Source organism: Bacteroides mucinivorans, from assembly GCF_034654355.2.
GTDB lineage: Bacteria > Bacteroidota > Bacteroidia > Bacteroidales > Bacteroidaceae > Bacteroides > Bacteroides nordii.
Genome location: NZ_CP178179.1, coordinates 5,786,574 through 5,806,691 on the forward strand (window position 1 = coordinate 5,786,574; position 20,118 = coordinate 5,806,691).

General features: G+C 41.7%; 12 protein-coding genes. 5 read left to right on the forward strand and 7 right to left on the reverse strand.

What is annotated here, in order from left to right; all coding sequences use genetic code 11:
• Nucleotides 1–74: 74 nt before the first annotated feature.
• The 7 genes from VCM39_RS21645 to VCM39_RS21675 all read right to left on the reverse strand — a co-directional run bounded on the left by VCM39_RS21645 (nucleotide 75) and on the right by VCM39_RS21675 (nucleotide 14,503).
• Nucleotides 75–2,792, reverse strand: coding sequence for a GDSL-type esterase/lipase family protein (locus VCM39_RS21645; RefSeq protein ID WP_322933590.1), 2,718 nt, complete (start codon nucleotides 2,790–2,792; stop codon nucleotides 75–77).
• A 108-nt stretch (nucleotides 2,793–2,900) separates the two neighbouring features.
• Nucleotides 2,901–4,922 (reverse strand): DUF5125 domain-containing protein, encoded by a 2,022-nt coding sequence (locus tag VCM39_RS21650; protein ID WP_289292647.1) that lies wholly within the window; start codon nucleotides 4,920–4,922, stop codon nucleotides 2,901–2,903.
• 30 nt (nucleotides 4,923–4,952) lie between these two features.
• Nucleotides 4,953–6,431 (reverse strand): glycoside hydrolase family 30 protein, encoded by a 1,479-nt coding sequence (locus VCM39_RS21655; protein WP_289292646.1) that lies wholly within the window; start codon nucleotides 6,429–6,431, stop codon nucleotides 4,953–4,955.
• Nucleotides 6,432–6,451: 20 nt separating this feature from the next.
• On the reverse strand, nucleotides 6,452–7,969 hold the full coding sequence (locus VCM39_RS21660) for a RagB/SusD family nutrient uptake outer membrane protein (protein ID WP_289292645.1): 1,518 nt from the start codon (nucleotides 7,967–7,969) through the stop codon (nucleotides 6,452–6,454).
• A 12-nt stretch (nucleotides 7,970–7,981) separates the two neighbouring features.
• On the reverse strand, nucleotides 7,982–10,963 hold the full coding sequence (locus tag VCM39_RS21665) for a TonB-dependent receptor (protein ID WP_322933589.1): 2,982 nt from the start codon (nucleotides 10,961–10,963) through the stop codon (nucleotides 7,982–7,984).
• 299 nt (nucleotides 10,964–11,262) lie between these two features.
• Complete coding sequence (locus VCM39_RS21670; protein ID WP_322933588.1) at nucleotides 11,263–12,906, reverse strand: DUF6377 domain-containing protein; 1,644 nt, start codon at nucleotides 12,904–12,906, stop codon at nucleotides 11,263–11,265.
• Nucleotides 12,907–13,267: 361 nt separating this feature from the next.
• Complete coding sequence (locus tag VCM39_RS21675; protein ID WP_221648462.1) at nucleotides 13,268–14,503, reverse strand: M16 family metallopeptidase; 1,236 nt, start codon at nucleotides 14,501–14,503, stop codon at nucleotides 13,268–13,270.
• A gap of 101 nt (nucleotides 14,504–14,604) precedes the next feature.
• Between VCM39_RS21675 and VCM39_RS21680 the strand changes: the two genes are divergently transcribed.
• From VCM39_RS21680 to VCM39_RS21700, 5 genes are all read left to right on the forward strand, one after another.
• On the forward strand, nucleotides 14,605–15,141 hold the full coding sequence (locus tag VCM39_RS21680) for a TIGR00730 family Rossman fold protein (RefSeq protein ID WP_221648461.1): 537 nt from the start codon (nucleotides 14,605–14,607) through the stop codon (nucleotides 15,139–15,141).
• Nucleotides 15,138–15,743: an SIS domain-containing protein gene (locus VCM39_RS21685; protein ID WP_002558620.1), complete on the forward strand. Its 606-nt coding sequence runs from the start codon at nucleotides 15,138–15,140 to the stop codon at nucleotides 15,741–15,743. The genes VCM39_RS21680 and VCM39_RS21685 overlap by 4 nt, the downstream gene beginning before the upstream one ends.
• Nucleotides 15,731–16,657: a carbohydrate kinase gene (locus VCM39_RS21690; protein WP_322933587.1), complete on the forward strand. Its 927-nt coding sequence runs from the start codon at nucleotides 15,731–15,733 to the stop codon at nucleotides 16,655–16,657. The genes VCM39_RS21685 and VCM39_RS21690 overlap by 13 nt, the downstream gene beginning before the upstream one ends.
• A 154-nt stretch (nucleotides 16,658–16,811) precedes the next feature.
• Nucleotides 16,812–17,870 (forward strand): tyrosine-protein phosphatase, encoded by a 1,059-nt coding sequence (locus VCM39_RS21695; protein WP_322933586.1) that lies wholly within the window; start codon nucleotides 16,812–16,814, stop codon nucleotides 17,868–17,870.
• A gap of 257 nt (nucleotides 17,871–18,127) precedes the next feature.
• Nucleotides 18,128–20,029, forward strand: coding sequence for a DEAD/DEAH box helicase (locus tag VCM39_RS21700; protein ID WP_044094812.1), 1,902 nt, complete (start codon nucleotides 18,128–18,130; stop codon nucleotides 20,027–20,029).
• Nucleotides 20,030–20,118: the final 89 nt, after the last annotated feature.

Below are 20,118 nucleotides of genomic sequence, written 5' to 3' on the forward strand. Positions count from 1 at the left end.
TAAGAATTGCATATACCTGCCGTTCCTCAATTAAGTAATATGGCAGGTACAAAGCGCAGCAATCCTCTTATCTGTTATTTTACCACAACCTTATTTCCATTTACAAGGTAGACACCCATAGTCAGATTATGAACCGTAGTACAGCCCATTACAGAGGCTTCATAAACAAGACGCCCTTCTCCTGTGTAAATTTTAACAGGAGTCTCCACAAGGCTGTCAATAGCAATACTGCCCTTCATTCCCCGTACCGTTATTGCATCGGCAAGCTCCGGAGCAATACCTGTGGGAGCAGACTTCAAAGTAACTGTATTCATACTCTGGGCAAGGTTCTCCATGCTCCCTTTCGTCCCGTCCAACGGAGCATAAATCTCCAGACTTGACTTCAGCATATCTCCTTCACACAAACCCGCAATCTCTTCCGCGTTCATTGCAGAACGATAGAAAAACAGTTCGCTGTATGATCTCTCAACATTGGACGTTTTATCACCAAGTGTAAATTTACCGGCAGTCAGTTTTTCTTTCAGTTCTCCCTCCAATACGTTGTCTACATAAAGTAGCGTACGTCCCTGTGCATAATAATGTGCCAGTGACACAGTATGCCATTCGCCATCACTGATGCCCGCCTTGCTTAAAATCTCTCCATTAACCGGTGATTGATATACGATTTCTCCGGTCTTATTGACAATCAGCTTTCCTTCTGCAGCAGCATTTACAAATGAGGCAATTGTACCGGCCTCACCCCCTTTAATTTTAAAAGAGACGGTAAACGGATGTACCTCATTTTCAGAAGTAAACTCCAGATACGAACCGTTTTTCAAGCTACATGAAGTACCCGATACACGTTGCGGTAAAGTTTTACCTGCCTTTATGGCATCAAACAGAGAGGGAACCATGGCGTAAAAGAACTCACGATGTCCTTCGGTGGTAGGATGATAAATGTCACCGTCAACCTGGTAGCCATCCGCCCATTGACCGTTTCCGTTATCAATTGCTCCCAACAGATTAACCGACGGAAGATCCCATTCATGAATCAGCAGATTCATCTGTTTCACAAATTCATAATCACTTGCAGTGAAATCTCCACGAGTATAGCTATTTGTTATCAGAGGATATTTACCACTCTCGCGCGCTTTCTGAATAAGAGTTTGCATGTTGGTTTTAAACTGATCGAAAGTAGCCTGCTTATCCGTTGCCTCATGAATACCCTCATTGCCCAAAGAGAGACCAAAAATAACGTATTCACCGCAATCATGGATCAGGTCGTTGAAACGTCCCAATAAGTTCAGTGTATTATTTCCATTCACAGAGATGCCCGATACAAACCAGGGAAAAGCACTTACCTGATCGCTAAACCGTCCCTCTAACATCTCACCATACATATATGCATAACCCTGATTAGAGGTTGCTCCCTGGCCATTTGCAACCGAAGATCCCATCATTGATATTTTATAAGGATCAACCCCATCGCCACAATCAATGTAATAAACATAGTTGCGAAGATCAAGCGTTACATTATATGTACCATGATTGATATTTATATCTTCCACTGCATATCCCTGAGTAGACAAAGCGACTTCATTTGCAGTCCCTTTTACACGCTTCATCTGATAGTCCCAACTCTTGTTCATCACAAAAATAAAACGTTCACGATCACTGGCACCGGATATTCTGCTAAGTTCCACTTTTCCATTCCATACACCTTTACCCTGATAAGTTAAAGGAACTCCTTTAGTCTGATCCCAGCCACCGGGAGTGACACTTCCAACAAGACTCCATTCCTGAATGGGAACAATAGTATACGTTTTCTTGGCAAGATCCACTGTTATAAGCGCTTCACCAATTGCAGCAGTAGTAATGGCACTTCCATCCGTAGCCAACACATCATCATTGCTTCCTGCCCCCCAGTTTACACTTTTTCCTTCTTTGGTGATACTTTTAAAAGAAAATTCTCCGGCTTTCAACGAAGTATAGAGTTCAAAAACATTCGTTAATGTTCCATCGGCAGACACCATATGCATCGGAATATCCGTTCCTTCTTTTGTGGCTGTACCACTGATTGATAATGAAGTATAGTCAACTGCCGGTTCGGGACGTTCACCACCAGCATATTCTTCTATCTTTAATACATTCAAAGCAATATAAGCTCCGGTCTTTCTTGAAATGGTGAACTTTATCTTACCATCATCATCCGGATAAATTAGCTCTGACGTACAGACATTCTTTATATTCTGGTTAATACCTGTTCCTCCACAATCTTTTCCGGCTATCTGCAGTTCACCTTTATACAGGTTTAGTCCCGACATTGTATAGTATGCTGTACGTACATCATCCGCTTTCCGGCTTCCGAATGCATAGAATTTATATCCTTTCTGCGGGTCCAGATTAGAAAAAGTAAAGCTACTATTATCCTCACCGGACTCAATAAAGAAATAATCTTCTGTAGCAGATGCAATGGCAAGATCTCCTAAATCTTCGACTGTAGGTTCAAGCAATCCGCCTCCACCGCTTTTACCGTTTGTAGAAAAACGGGTATCCAATGTTAATGTATAATTGGTTGAAGTATTTTCAGCATTGATTAAAGACGGATAAACAGTACCGGCAACTGCATATTTATTTTCCGTTGTGTTATTGGTTATATTATTCCAATAATGATTATTTGCATCGGGGCCTTCCGTCAGAGTTCCCTGAGCTGCTATCTGAGAGCCAAAATCAAAATAAAGCGTTTGTGTCAAAGTCTGTGCCTGAAGAACAGAGCAACAGAATGTTAGTAATAAAAGTAGTATATTCTTCATGATTATAATAGATTAATGTGTTAATAAGTTCTTTGAATATCCTTGCTACCCGAGATTTTCAGGTAGCAAGGATAAATTTCCATAAACAATCTTCTTACCTATATTTACTTATTTCCTGACTAAAGAAATAATACCTTTATCATTACCGGCAGTCATATCCAGTGTCAGCACGGCTTCTACTCCATCTTCGAGGGTAGCTCCGGCTTTATATCCAATATTTCCATCCCCACTAATTTCTATCAGGTCTTTGGAGTCATCTGCTACGGTAAGCTTCAATTCATAATCCCAACCATTGCTGGCATAAAACTTACAGCTGATGTAATCACAGCGGATACGTTTACCTATAGCGGACGGTGCTTCTGGCCCGACTACTCCACTAAAACGATACACCTTCGGAGATATTTCCGCCATGCGATAGGCACTATTAAGATCCCAGGCAAACTGATTATCCATGGAAGAGCGAGCCAATCCCCATCCGAGAACTAATATGCTGCCGTGTCCATCATTATCCAATCCAGCCAGCGCACCTCCACTCATACGAACAGCGGACAGAACTTTTGTAGAAATATTGGCTACGGCCTGATAATCGCCTCCAACAGGCAGGAATGTTAGTTGCCCGTCATTATTCGTAAAGAAGTCGGGATCTACATACCATGATGCAAGATCGTCAATGCCGGTAACCGTAACAGATTGGTTTTGAGTCATAGCCAAAGTTGCCGTATAAGTCTCTCCATCTGTTGAAGCCATTTTCACTCCACCAAAGTTTATATTCTCTATTTCTATTTGCTGTGCACCTTCATCAGTTACGGTCAATACAGCACTACTGATTCCCTTCGTGACATCTACCACAAACTTATAGGCATGTCCTTCTGTAAACGACTTCCCGTCAAGCAGATATAAATTACCATTATCATGCCCGGTATCGCCACCAGTACCGATGCCAACCAAATCACTGCTCGTAGTAAGCGCATCACTTCCAAACTCACCTCCCCAACCTTGCTGGTGGAAGAACTTAAAGTTTATGCTACTTGCCTTGAGTGAACGTCCGGCTACCAGTGTTATCTGATATTTCTTAGCTGTAATCTGTGACATGCACAAACCATTCTCGGTAGTCCAACCCACTTCCTTTCCGGACAAAGAAGGTTTACCTACACCGTCACCAATCACCCAGATTGCTCCCGTACCATCTGTTTGTAAAGCTGCCGGAGCGCCATCTTTCAGGGCAACAATACTGAAATACTGCAACTTCATATCAGCTTTGATACGATAAGAACCACCAATCGGAAGGAATTTCAATTTTCCATCTGCTTCTTTAGAGAAGTAATCAGGATCAATGTACCAATTGTCATAATCGGGAACCCCTGTTATTTCAAGCAAGTCATTAGTCTTCAGGCTAAGGTCCATTGTGTATGTATTGGCATCTACCATGTCCATCTCTTCACCGTTCACCAGTAACTTTACAAAAGGAGAAGCCTCATATGAGAATGTATTGAACTTAATCTCGTAAGCCCCCGGATCAGTATTGGAGAAAGCGATCGTATTGTCTCCCCTCACTGCTATCTGGTTATCATTGTCCCAGCCAAACACAAGTTCATTCCCATTCTCTCCCATTTTGGGAGCCTTGATATAAGCTTTCAATTTCTGAGGGAATTCGTTTGTCACGTTATATTGGAACGCCTCTGTACGCTCCATCCTGTACTCTACATTATCTTCGGTTACCAAAGTCAGATAAGGGAAATCCGGACGTGCCAATGATATCTCCTGCTCTGTTTCAGTAGTAGTAAAATGGATATTCTGCAAAACATATTTCAGTGTTGCCTTTCCATTTGCGATATTTGGCAAGAAGGGAATATAAATCTTCCCGGTATAGTCTTCACCACTTGTTTTGGTACGGATCACCGTTTCAGAAACTTTCTCTTCACCATAGAAAAGCTGTGCTTTCAGGGTAGACAAAGGTACTTCCAGATCGGAAGCTTTCACTGTGAATGGCAAGCTATCACCAAACAATGCGTCAGCATCCTCCGTCTTCACATCCATACCCGGATTTCCCGGATTCCACTCATCATCGTTACAGGAGGTTACAGACAGTACTCCCGCCAACGCCAATGCTAAATATATATTCTTTTTCATATTGGTCTACTTTACTGATTGTTTTTCCTGTTATTTCTTCGCCCAACGATAAGAGGTTACTGATCTGCCTGGTACATCATAAGAGAAGTGCCGGCTACCATCACTGATCGTAATTTTTTTCTTCTGGTCATTGTTGTTCACAAGCACAAAAGCATAGGTTCCATCGGGATTCTCAAAGGCAGAATAGGTCAGGTCACTATCTGTATAACCACTTGTTCCGATACGTATAGCGCCGGGTTTAACTACCGTAGACATATGTGCAATAATATAATAATGAGAATTGCGTGTGATCGTTTTGTAATCGCTATTGTTGATATCAACAGCACCATAGCAAGTCTGGCAACCACCTTCACGGTTAGGGCCACGATCGTTATCCAGCATCAGGTTCCATACGATAGCCCCTTTACACCAGTTATTAGCCGTTCCCAATGCCACTTCACGCATATCTTCCAAAAGGCGTTTCCGAAGGTCGCGTCCGCTATTCCAGGTACCAATAGAGGTTTCGGTAAACAACAGGCTCTTTTCCGGATTGGCCTTGTGAATGTTGTTCAACTCTTCACGGTTACCGCCATAATTATGGTAAGCAGCTCCCGTGATGTATTTGCTGGCTTCAGCGTCTTCATAAATTTTAGTAGGATAGCTCTGCTGATCTTCAATATTATCATAGTTATAGTTGTGATCATAAGCATAGATCTTCACACCCAGACTTTCCATTTTCGGGCCAAGTTCCTTCACAAAATCTCTCTGTTCTTCCCAACTCATATAAAGAGAAGCTGAGTTTTGACGATTCAACGGTTCATTCTGCGGAGTTACAGCATAGATATTAATGCCTTGTGCCTTGAATGCTTCTACCCATTTTGCAAAGTAAGTGGCATAATCTCCGTAATAATCAGGATTCAACTGTCCGTTTGTCCATGAGTGAAACGGTTCTTTGTCAGACAGGTTATTCACCTTCATCCACAGCGGACAAGTCCAGGGAGAACCTAAAATCTTAATCGTAGGATTAATGGCCAGAATCTCCTTCAAGATAGGAATAATATACTTTGTTTCTTCATTCTGAAGAGCAAAATTCTCAAGGCCTTCGGTATCACAGCAGGTGTATTCACTCAGAGAGAAATCGGAACAACCAATCGCAATACGAATATAACTGAATCCATATCCATTGGTATCAGAAAAAGTTTCCGTCAGGAATTTTATTCTGTCAGTAGGAGTCATCAACAAGAGGTTGTAGCAGGTAGAGCCGGTAATGGCTACCCCAAAGCCTTCCATATCCTGATAACGGGTAGCAGGATCAAGAACTATATTAGTAGGAGCCATGTTGTCTTTATTACTAAAGTATACACCATCACGGGTAAGGTCCTTAGTCAGGCTCTCTGTTGTTGCATAAATAGTCACATCACCTCCTACGGGAGGAGTTACCGGAGTTTCTGCATCATCGCTGTTGCTGCAAGCAGCCAATATAGTGAAGCATCCAAGAAATGTCAATGCCAAGTTTCTCATATTTATCATAATCATTATTTGTTTTAGGGTTAATATCCGGGGTTTTGGTGTATTTTGTCGTTTGCATCGATTACTGTCTGAGGAATCGGAAGTCTGTAAGAGTCCACATCGAACTGATAAACCTGACTTTTGCGGCCGCTATCTTTAGCGTAAACAGCATTCATCACCTCTTCTACTTTATCCAAACGTACCAGGTCAAACCAACGCTGACCTTCAAAAGCCAATTCAAGACGGCGCTCCTTTAACAACGCATTCAACATTCTGTCTTTGTCTGTACGCACAGAAGAAGAAAGTTTGCTTAACTTTGCACGTTCACGTATCTGATCAATGATCTTGGCAGCTCCTTCCAGATCCGGAGTCTCCTTCATGATCAGGGCCTCTGCTTTCAAAAGTAGTACATCGGCATAACGATATTTGATAATACTACTGAATGCAGAACGGCATTTATACATGAATGGATAATTGTCCGCCGGATAATAGTTACTCCATGTACAATCATAGTAAACAACTGATTCATTGAAACGCACTTCGTCACCTTCGGATTTGAACGCATTGATCAGGTCACGTGAAGGAGTTACCCATTTGGCCCAGGTAAAGTTATTGTTCCAATTCGCCAGGTCACGTCCAAACATCCAGGTACACCAGTTACCGGTTCCCTCAAACTGTGCCTCAAGGATAGATTCCTTTGTATTTCTCATTTTAGCATCGTTACCTGCTGCATTCATACCAAACAGGTCATTAAAATTATCTACCAGTTCAAAACCATCAGCAGTAACCTCATCACAATACTGAATCACCTTGGTATAGTCTCTCAAAGGTTTTTCCGCATAGATCTTTGCAAGCAATGTACGGGCTACTGATTTGGTGAACAGTTTCTTATTACCGGGATTGTTGTCCGGTGCATTCTTTACTGCATCCAGCAAATCTTTCTCTATTTGCTGATAAGCTTCCAGTTCCGTATTCTGAGGAGGAAAGTATTCAGGATAAACATCACCAACAGTTTCAGAGGTAATGTCAGCAGCTTCTGTAATGATCACCGGGAAGTCTCCCCAGAGACGTACCATATCAAACATAACCATTGCCCGGAAAATCTTTGCCTCTGCCTTGTATTGTAAACGCTCAGCAGATGTCAGTGCATTGTCCGTCACAGCATCAATATTACAGATCAGCTTATTGGCACGGGCAATATCCTCCATATAGCGATCCCAGTCGCGGCTCAACACAGGATTGGAACCTTCGATAGAGTTATTTTCAAAAGGTACTACTTCCGCACCGGTCGTTCCGGCATACGCATTATCAGAGTGTGAATCCGAAATCAACAACAAATCTACATACCAGTGTTCCTGGCGATCCTGCATTTGTTTGTAAATAGTAGTCAGGTGGCTCTCTACGGCTGCTTTATCTTTGAATACAACCTTACTTCCGGTATCTCCTACTCCTTCTGTCAGATCAGAATAGGTATCGAGCGGACTATAATCTAATGAGCAGGAACCCAGGCTCAATAGCAAGCTGGATGTTAATCCACAAAATATATACTTTAGTTTCATACAATCTCTTTTTTAGAATTCAACATTAAGGCCAAACGTAAATGTTCTGCAATGCGGATAAGTTCCCCAATCGATACCTTGTACCGAACCGCTGTTTCCCCACTGATTCACTTCCGGGTCCATACCGGAGTAGTTGGTCCACGTCAGCAAATTGGATGCAGTAAAATAAGGTTGCAGGCGGGTTATACCCCATTGTTTCAGCAACTTGCCTCTAAAGTTATAAGACAAAGAAACATCCTTCAGACGCAGATAACTTCCATCTTCTATAAAGTAAGTGGAGTTCTTCAGATCGAAACCGGCTTTGGGTACATCTGTAATCTGTCCGGGAATTTTCCAACGGTTCAACACCCGGGTAGACTGGTTTTTCCCATCATACATACCCTCTGTCTCGATACGGGAAGCATTGAAAATATCATTCCCGTAAGAACCCTGGATAAAGATACTCAGGTTGAAACCTTTCCAGGAGAATGTATTTGTCATACCATATGTAAAGTCAGGATTCGGATCACCGATATAGGTACGATCCGATGTAGTGATCTTACCATCCCCATTCAGGTCCCGGTACATCAATTCACCCGTTTCCGGATTTACACCATCACTGATATATCCATAAAATCCACCCAGTGAACGACCCGGTTCATTACGTACTACATAATCATTGGTGAAATCGCTGGTTTTTGCATCGTAATATACTTTCTGAAGCTCCAGTTTAGTCAACTTGTTCTTATTAAAAGAGATATTGAAATCAGTATTCCATTCAAATTCACCTCTGAAGTTTTTGGAACTGACCGCAAACTCAAACCCCTTATTTGTCATTTCTCCCTCATTGCGGGCAATAGAATTGGCTGCGGCAGCACCGGCTGGCAACGATACGTTCATCAGCATATCCTTTGTCTTCTTAAAATAGTAGTCCATGTTGAAAGTCAACCGACCGTTCAGTACGGTAAGGTCAATACCAATGTTGGTCTGTGAAGTAGTCTCCCACTTTAAATCGGAAGTACGCAGGTTGGCCTGACTAATCGTTGGAAGTGCATTAACATCTTCTTTCACTGTCCAGTCCACACGATTTATATTGTAACGTTGCAGATAAGCATAGTCTCCTATTCCCGATTGGTTACCGGTCTGTCCCCATCCGCCGCGAATCTTTAAATCGTCCAGCCAGGTAAGATCCTTCATAAACGCTTCGGACGAAAGACGCCATGCGGCAGAGAATGACGGGAATACTCCCCAACGATGATCGGGATGCAGTTTGGAAGAGCCATCGGCACGTACATTGGCAGTAAACAAATACTTGCTGTCATAATTGTAGGCAGCACGGGCAAAGAAAGACATAATTCCCCATTGAGAAGCTCCCGAGCCTGTATTGTTCCAGGATATTTTGTTAGCAGCATTCAATGTCTGTATCAGATCATTACGATAATGAGAACCATTAATATAGCTATTGGTATAGTCGGAATCCGTCCATGATGAACCACCCATCACTTCCAATCCGTGTTTTTTGAAGTTCTGATTGTAAGTCAGGATATTGTCAAAGGTCAATACGGTATTCATGTTGCGTGAGTCGGAACCTTCACCATATTGATTACGTCCCCAGGCTGTGGAGATAGGATCAAGAAAGGTAGTACTGATCGCATTCCGACGGTCGATGGTGAAGGTTGATTTGAACTTCAACTGAGGGATAATCGTAACCAAGACATTACCCGATGCCAGTAAACGGTTTTCACGGTCTTTATTGTTTTTTGAGCGGGCCATATTCTCTAATGGATTCGTAATATTGCTCACACCGTAGAAATTATTGTAATACTGTCCCGGATTCAATGAATCCCAAACCGGAGCATACGTAGGGGTATTAACGACAGCCAGAATTACACCACCACGGTTAGCGCCTGTTCCCATAGCACCTCCGCCATTACTGGAATAATCCGAATAAGAAATATTAGCACTTACATTTAACCAGCTACGAATCTGATTATCCAGATTCACACGGAAGTTATAACGCTTATAGTAGGAGATGTCCAGTACGCCCTTCTCATTCAGATAACCGGCCGAGATATAGTACTTCATTTTATCATTTCCATTTGAAACAGATACCTGATAATTCTGAGTATTACCGGTACTGAATGTTTCATCAAACCAGTCTGTACGATCAGGTAACCCCTCAGGCAATGTAACAAGTCCGATTTCGTCCTGCAATTCCTTATACTGTGCAGAATTTAATGCATCCATTTTGCTGGCTACTTTATTCAAACCAAACTGTGCGTTCAAAGAGACCTTTGCATTACCCGTTGCACCAGCCTTGGTTGTAATAAGAATGACACCATTCGCAGCACGTGAACCATAGATAGAAGCCGAAGAAGCGTCTTTCAGAATCTGCATACTCTCAATATCGTTGGGAGAAAGAAACTTTATATTATCCACCGGCACGCCGTCTACTACATAAAGCGGATCGTTACTTCCATTCATAGAGGTTGTTCCACGTACACGGATAGACATCTCACCACCGGGCTGTCCGTTTGGTTGCATCACAGAAACACCGGCAGCCTTACCTTGCAGTGCCTGCCCTGCCGAAACAATCGGACGCTGGTCAAGGTCTTTTGTAGAAACTGTTGAGATAGAGGTAGTCACGTCTTTTCGCTTCACAGCACCATAACCGATAACAACCACCTCATCCAGCACTTCATTATCCTCATGTAAAGTGACTTCCAACGTTGGTGCGGCTTTTACTTCCTGAGTTTTATAGCCCACATAAGAAACAACCAAAATAGCATTTGGGCTTACCTGAAGGGTAAAGTTACCATCGAGATCGGTAATAGACCCATTTGTTGTACCTTTTTCCAGTACACTGGCACCAATAACAGATTCTTTCTGTGAATCCAGTACCTGTCCTTTTACAGTAATCTTTTGTGAAAACGCACTTAACGAGAAAAACATTGCCAGTAAAGCAAAGAGAACCTTTCGATTCACAAGGAGGGATTTCCACCTGTTCTTTTTCATACGTATTAATTTAGAATTGAACAATTAAAGTTAATTTGGTCCGGATTTCATTTGAACTCAAATGTTCTCGCAAACCGACGCAACAAAAGTATAAAGAATGGTAAGTCAAAATAGGACGATTAAAGAAATAGTGGATTAACAATTAGCCTATCACACTGATAAGCAAAAGAATAGCAATCAAAATCCAATTATAAAAAGTGGATAAATTAGAATAAGATACAGACCTGTTCAGGTCTGCTTCTACTTAAAACGAGCCATAAAATAACCGATATTTCACTATAACTTCGCCAATCAGATTGTCAACGAATCTCTTTCACTCTCTCCTCAAAATCATCCCGTGAAATACAAGCTTTGTTTTTCACTTTAGAGCGATAATTATAAATCGTATTCACAGAATAACGAAGAAATTCCGCTATCTGCGAGCTATCTTCAATACCCAGACGGATCAATGCAAATATTCTTAACTCTGTATTCAGTAATTCCCCCCGTTTCAATATAACCTGCCCGTCATCCTGTAACAGGGCATTGAACTTCTTCACAAAATCGGGGAATATATGGAGGAAAGTTGTATCGAAGTTCACATAGAGTTCTTCCAATTCGCTATCAAGTGCATCTTGCGAACGAGTGATCTTTAAAAGATCGGCAGTTTGCCCGGCAGAAATCTTTTTATTGACCATACGCCGATAAGCATCCAGCTTATCAATATAGGTAGAGCAGAGCTTGACAAAACGAGCAATATACTCTTCCTTAATCTGGTTAGATTCTGACAGTTCGAGGTTGGTGGACTGAAGGCAAGTATTCATTGCACTCAGCTCTTCATTCAAAGAATTTAGTTGTTCGTTGGCTGTCTGAAGATGATTACGTGCTACGGATAATTTCTTCACCTGACGATAAATGTAAACCAGGGCAACCAACAGAAGCACCAGCAAAATGGTAATAAGCAATGCATACTGTTCCAATCGCCCGTTCTGTTTTTCGATCATAGCCTGATATGTCTTATCAATCAGAGAAAGTACATCCGCACTTTGCCAACTCCGCAAACGGGCATTATAGAATTTAGTTTCATTCCAGGAAAAGCGCATATAGCGATAGGCCCGTTCTACATCTCCTTCTTCATAAAGCACCTGGGCAAGCATCCACAAAGAAGCATGGTCTTTGGTGGCCGACTGTATATCAGAAATTGCTGAAAGAGCCAAATAGTACTTCTCTTTTTCCGCATCTCCCTGTTCCTGAAAGATAGTGGCACGATAATAGGTTGCAATGGCGTATTGAGGAGTACCAAAAGTTGCTTTTGACAAACGCATATCATTGACTCTCAAAGCCTCATCATATTTATGATCATCCCGTAATTTATCTTCATGTAGAGCCAAATAGTCATCCGATTGTGGGTCCAAAGAACGGTTAAGCGAATCTTTATACGCCTGAGAAACTCTCCAGTATCGGGCAGAACTAATTTTATCCTGTGTATAAAAGCCCATTTCACCGTAAGCACGATTGTAACAAGCATAATATTTCAAAACGAACTGATCATCAAGCGTTTTACGGTCAACAGCTTCAAGCAAGTCTACTGCCTCCTTATACATGCCCGATGAAGAAAGTAAATAAGAAAGTTCTAATCTGGACTGATCCTCCCGGACAGGATCTCCCAATTTCTCTGCAATCAGTATGTTTTCATTCAGATAATGGATGGCCGAATCGCAGATAAAAGCTTTATACTCTTCATAAAGCTGCATATTCAAATTATATCGTTCTATAGAGAAAGGACTTGTTTGAAGAGTAGTCGTTGTTAACTGACGAATCTGAGCCTCCTTTTCCTGAGCATATACTTCGTGACCGGCAATCACTCTATCAAGTACATTTAGCAAAGAATCGAGATTGGTATTGGCAGATACCAAGTGAGTAATCAGGGTTAATGATAAAAACAGGAGGCATTTCTTTGTCATCTAATTTTCATATTTTTGAAATGAAAGTATCAGTATTAACAAGACAAAGATAAAATAAAAAACTTTATCCTCACGAACAAACCCATCAATTTGTATCTTATAAAGAAAGTAAGGTCAGGCAATACGGAGATAAAATACCCTATTACGTTGCCTTAATCCCTTCCTATCATACATTATAATCAAACGAACGAAAGGTCGTAATTGAACGATGTACGACATGTGCATGTCGTGCTGTACGAGATGCACATGTCGGGATGTCCCACATGCACATCTCGTGCAGCACCAGATGTGCATGTCGTACATCGTTCTTCACCGGGATAAAAGAGATGCCCCAGAAAGAAAAGCCGTAAGTGTTATGATATCATTTATAAATCAGCGTAGACAGATATTCCTCTGCAAACATTTCATTGGCTACTTCAAGAAGATTATCTGCCGTCAATGTCTCTATACGTTTACAGACTGTATCCAGATTCTCAAACTTATTATAATGCAGGAAAGTTTTAGCCATACCCAAAGCATTGTTCTCAAAATTATCCGAAGCCACACAAATTTGTCCTATCAACTGTTTTTTGGCAGCCTCAATTTGTGAGGAAGTCATCTTTACATCACGCATCCGCTTTAGTTCTTTATAAGTCAATCTCAGACAAGTATCCACATCCTCAGGGTCTGTACCAAAGTAGATAGAAAAAGCACCGGTATCCGTATAAGAAGTAAGATTGGATTCTACATTGTATACCAACCCACGGCGTTCACGTAAAGCAACATTCAGACGACTATTCATACCGGGACCACCCAGAATATTATTCAGCAGATAGAGAGCGGTACGTTTATCATCGTAAGCATTATAGCCCCGGCTTCCTAACATTACATGAGCTTGGTGAGTATCTTTCGGTATTACCAAACGTTCCGGGACATATAATGGCGGTGGAGTACGTGAATTTTGCACCTCACCAGCTGGTATATCTGCCATTAGTTTTTCCAACATATTAACCAGCCTCTTAAAATCAATTTTTCCCTGAACAAAGAAAACCATATTAGAGGGTTGATACAGTCGTTGGGTAAATGCCAATGCATCAGCTGTCCGGAATTGCCTCAGCAACTCCGGGCGCCCCAAAATATTACGCCCCAATGGATGTCCACGGAATATCATATCTTCAAAGTCATCAAAGATCAATTCTGAAGGATTATCTTCATAAGATTGTATTTCGTCAATGATCACTTCTGTCTCTCTTTCTATCTCACGCTGCGGAAAAGTAGAACGGAATACAATATCAACCAGCAATTCTACTGCACGCGACAAGTCATCTGCCAGAAAAGCAGAGTAAACTACCATCTCTTCTTTATTGGTATAGGCATTCAAATCACCTCCCACAGCCTCCATACGGTTTAATATATGCCAGGCTTTCCGCTTTTGCGTGCCTTTAAAGATAAGATGTTCTACAAAATGAGCCATTCCCTGTTCATTTTCAGCCTCATCACGAGTACCGGCATTCACAGCAAAACCACAATAAGTCACATCGGAAACTACAGGTTTACAAATAATCCTCAAGCCATTTGACAGAGTATGCTCGACCTGCTCCGTTAGTAAATTCTTCATTATCAGTACTAAGTTTTATTGATGCTACAAAAATACAATAAAACTTATTGTCGTTTATAGAAAATTGCAGATATTTGTAGACTATAACAGTGACAACGTGTATGGAAAAGATAGGAATATTCTGTTCTGCATCAGAAAACATTGACAAAATGTATTCCGATGCTGCTGTCCGGGTAGGCAAATGGATAGGTGAAACAGGCAAAACTCTTATATATGGCGGTGCCAGTCTCGGGCTTATGGAATGTGTAGCACAGGCAGTAAAAACAAACGGTGGACACATTATCGGTGTAGTTCCCGCCAAACTTGAAGAGAACGGAAAAGTCAGCACGCTGCCGGATCGTATTATTCATACCCATAACCTCAGTGACCGTAAAGACATTATCGTAGAAGAATCAGATATATTACTGGCTTTTCCGGGAGGCGTAGGTACATTGGACGAGATATTCCACGTCATGGCAGCCGCATCCATCGGTTATCATCATAAGAAAGTGGTGTTTTACAATGTGAATGGTTTTTACGACACCTTATTAGCAGCACTCAAAGAGATAGAAGGTAAAGGGTTCGCCCGTCATCCGTTCTCTACGTACTATGACATAGCCAACACGCTGGAAGAATTAAAAGAAATAATGACCATATGATAGAATCCATTAAAGACCTTTTGCAGAAGGAAGCACAAGCTGTGCTGAATATCCCGGTAACAGACGCCTATGAAAAGGCAGTAGACCTTATTATAGAACAAATTTGTATTAAAAAGGGTAAGCTTGTAACCAGTGGTATGGGAAAAGCCGGACAGATTGCCATGAACATTGCCACTACATTCTGTTCTACCGGTATTCCCTCTGTTTTTTTACATCCAAGTGAAGCACAGCATGGCGACCTGGGCATTTTGCAAGAGAATGATTTGCTATTACTCATTTCCAACTCCGGTAAAACACGTGAAATTGTGGAATTAACACAGCTGGCACACAACCTGAATCCCGGATTGAAGTTTATCGTAATTACTGGTAACCCGGACAGCCCACTGGCCGATGAGTCAGATGTCTGTCTCAGTACAGGTAAACCGGCGGAAGTATGTACATTGGGAATGACCCCCACTACATCGACTACCGTAATGACTGTTATCGGAGATATTTTGGTAGTACAAACCATGAAAAAAACTCAATTTACGATTGAAGAATATTCCAAACGCCATCATGGTGGTTATCTGGGAGAAAAATCAAGAGAGCTATGCGTAAAGTAATCGGTATTGGTGAAACGATTCTTGATATCATCTTTGAAGGAAACCGGCCCTCGGTTGCTGTACCGGGTGGCTCTGTCTTCAATGGTATCGTATCTTTGAGACGTGCAGGCATAAATGTATGTTTTATCAGTGAAACGGGAAATGACCGTGTAGGTAATATTATCCTGCAATTCATGCAGGATAACGGGTTGCCAACAGAACATGTAAACGTTTTCCCTGACGGAAAATCACCTGTATCCCTCGCCTTTCTGAACGAGCGCAACGATGCAGAATACATCTTCTACAAAGATTATCCCAAACAGCGCCTCGATGTAGTACTCCCGGAAATACATGAAGACGATATCGTAGTTATTGGTTCTTACTATGCACTCAATCCTGTACTCCGCGAAAAAATAGTGGAGCTACTGGAAACAGCAAAAGAGAAAAAAGCAATTATATATTACGACCCCAACTTCCGCAGCTCACACAAAAACGAAGCCATGAAGCTCGCATCTACCATTATTGAAAATCTGGAGTATGCAGATATTGTGCGTGGCTCAATAGAAGATTTTTTCTATATGTACGGGCTGAATGATACAGATAAAATATACAAAGATAAGATCCAGTTCTACTGTCCTAACTTTATTTGTACAGCAGGAGCCGAACAAATCGCACTACGTACCAAAAACTTCCGGAAAGACTATCCGATAGAACCGTTGAATGCAGTAAGTACTATCGGAGCCGGCGATAACTTCAACGCCGGACTTATTTATGGTATGCTGAAGTATGACATACGCTATCGCGACCTGAATGAACTGAACCAAGAAATATGGGATAAAATCATCGGATATGGCAAAGCTTTTGCTGCAGAAGTTTGTAAAAGCTTCCATAATTCTGTTTCAAAGGAATTCGTTGAAAAACTTATTGAGAAATAAGATCCGGACTTTCTACGTTTCAGAGTGAACACAGATCTCCCCGTATAATCTGTGTGAGTATTAAAAACTCTGTAGTTTGTCTAATAATCGCAAAGTAATGACAAAGTCTGCCAGTTATTCATATCTTTGCAATTAGAGTTTTAGACAATATACTATGTATAAGAACCTGATCAACTGGCTTGCTATTTTCCTTTTGTTCCCTTCATGCTCCAAAACACCTCCGAATATCTCGGTTGTTTGTGAGGAAAACAATGTAGGAAACTGTATCATTAAGTGGGAAACGGCCCCTCTTATCCAGGGGCAGGTGAAAGTATATGCGTCTACCAATCCGGAAATGATACCGGAAACACTCCCAATTGCCGCTGCCGCCATTTCCGATGGTAAAATGACCATTGTCACAGATGACCCTTCCAGACGTTATTATTATATGATGGTATTTAACAATAAATACCGTGTAAAAATAGCGACCCGTAATGTGAATATCCCCGGTATACAAAACTTCCGCGATCTGGGTGGGTATAAATCCTCTGCCACAGGAAAAAACGTTCGTTGGGGTATGCTCTATCGCTCGGCACAAATTGACAGCCTCGGTTGTGCGGCACTCAGAGAATTAAGAAATATAGGAATAAAGACTATTATCGATTTTCGTACTCCCGAAGAACGGAATAACTATCCGCAGATTCAAGAAAGTTTCAATGTCGTTTACATTCCCATTGCAACAGGTAATATGGAAAAGGTATTACAAGGCATACAGGAGGGAAAAATCAAGGGTGATACCATCAACCGTATCGTAGAACAAATGAATCGTAAACTGGCAATAGATTATCGTGATGAGTATAAAAAGCTTTTTAGCATTTTGCAGGATCAAAGCAACTATCCCGTTATTATTCACTGTACTTCCGGCAAAGGACGTACAGGTGTTGCCTCTGCCATTATTCTTGCCACTCTGGGAGTAAACGAAGATATCATAATGCAGGATTATCGCCTGAGTAACGATTACTTTAATATACCCAAAGCCTCTAAATATGCCTACAAACTTCCGGTGAATTCGCAGGAGGCCATCACTACCGTTTATACAGCAAAAGAAGATTTTCTAAATGCTGCCAAAGAGGAAATTGAGCGGACATACGGAGATATACCGACTTATCTTGAAAAGGGGCTCGATCTCACCACTAAGGACATCGAGCAATTACAAAGTATTTTGCTGGAATAATACAAAGAACATTTCTTTCAAAGTTTGGGAATCTTGAGGATTTTATTTTTTCAAGCAACAGATTTACTACAATTTTATAATCGATATGATATCTCTAAGAATCGATTATATACCTCCGGTTATGCACTAATAACGGTAATATGCCTTTATAAGTATGCAAAATTAAATAAAAAACAAACAATGCTATAGTCAAAAGAATTAGTTTCCACTAATTTTACGTATATTTGCGCCCGAATATAAAGATATACAGAGATTTAATGAAGACATTTGAAGAGCTTGGCGTTTCTCCGGAGATACGTAGAGCAGTCGAAGAAATGGGATACGAGAATCCCATGCCGGTACAAGAGGAAGTGATTCCGTACCTTTTAGGAGAAAATAATGATGTAGTAGCTCTTGCTCAAACAGGAACTGGGAAGACAGCCGCATTTGGTCTGCCGCTGATACAACAGATTAATGTAAAAAACCGTGTTCCTCAATCGCTTATCCTTTGCCCTACACGGGAGCTTTGCTTGCAGATAGCAGGTGATTTAAATGATTATTCCAAATACATCGACGGATTAAAAGTACTGCCCGTATATGGTGGATCATCTATAGATAGCCAGATACGTAGTCTGAAACGTGGTGTACACATCATAGTAGCTACTCCAGGTCGTTTGCTCGATCTGATGGAACGCAAAACCGTTTCCCTCTCTACTATCAGCAATGTTGTAATGGACGAAGCTGATGAGATGCTGAATATGGGATTCACAGACAGTATTAACGCTATTCTGGCAGACGTTCCGCAAGAACGTAATACGTTGCTTTTCTCAGCTACTATGAGTCCGGAAATAGCACGTATTTCTAAGAACTATTTGCGCGACGCCAAAGAAATCACCATTGGACGTAAAAACGAAAGTACAAATAGCGTGAAGCATATTGCATATATGGTTCAGGCGAAAGATAAATATGCCGTACTCAAACGTGTAGCAGATTACTGTCCGCAGATATATGGTATCGTTTTCTGCCGTACCCGTAAAGAGACGCAGGAAATTGCCGACAAGTTAATGCAGGAAGGCTATAACGCCGATTCATTGCATGGAGAACTCTCTCAGGCACAGCGTGACGCCGTTATGCAGAAATTCCGTTTACGCAATATACAAATATTAGTCGCTACAGACGTAGCTGCACGCGGACTGGATGTAAACGACTTAACCCACGTCATCAATTACGGCCTGCCGGATGATACGGAAAGCTATACGCACCGCAGCGGACGTACCGGACGTGCGGGAAAAACAGGTATCTCTATCGCTATTGTTAACATGCGCGAGAAAGGGAAAATGCGTGAGATAGAGCGTATCATTGGCAAAAAGTTCATTATGGAGCAAGTCCCCACAGGCAAGCAGATCTGTGAGAAACAGCTCATCAAGGTAATTGACGATATTGAAAAAGTAAAGGTTAATGAGGAAGAGATAGCGGACTTCATGCCCGAAATCTACCGTAAGCTGGAATGGTTGAGTAAAGAAGACGTTATCAAACGCATGGTATCTATGGAATTCAACCGTTTCCTTGAATACTATCGTGACCGCGAAGAAATACAAACTGCAACCGATAGCCGTGGCGAACGTGGCACGCGCACCGAAGGACGCGGAAGCCGTGATAATGGCGGTAGCCGTACAGCAGCACCGGGATTCACCCGTTTATTCATCAATCTGGGTAAAATGGACAACTTTTTCCCGAACGAACTTATCAACCTGCTGAATAGCAATACTCGCGGACGCATCGAACTGGGACGTATTGATCTGATGAAGAACTTCTCATTCTTTGAGGTAGATGAAAAAGAGGCACAAAGTGTTATAAAAGCGCTGAATCGCACAAACTGGAATGGACGTAGGGTTTCAGTCGAAATAGCCGGAGAAGAAGGCGGAGAAGGGCGTAAAAACAGTGGCAGATACAAAGATAACGGCAGAGATGCAAAGTCATCTGCATCAACAAAACCACGCAAAGACAAACCGGCCAGAGCAACTTCAGCTTCTACTGACAGCAAAAAACAAAAGCCAAGCCGGGAGGAACGTGGATACAGTAATGCACGCGGTAAAAAAGACGACTGGCAGCAGTTCTTTAAAGATGAAAAATCGGATTTTAGTGAAGAAGGATGGGCACGTAGAAAAAAGAAAAAATAAATAGGGGCATGTCCCTGTTTCATATTACTCCGGGATTCAAGTATAAAACCTGAATCCCGGAGTTTGTTATTTACACAATTGGATAGCCA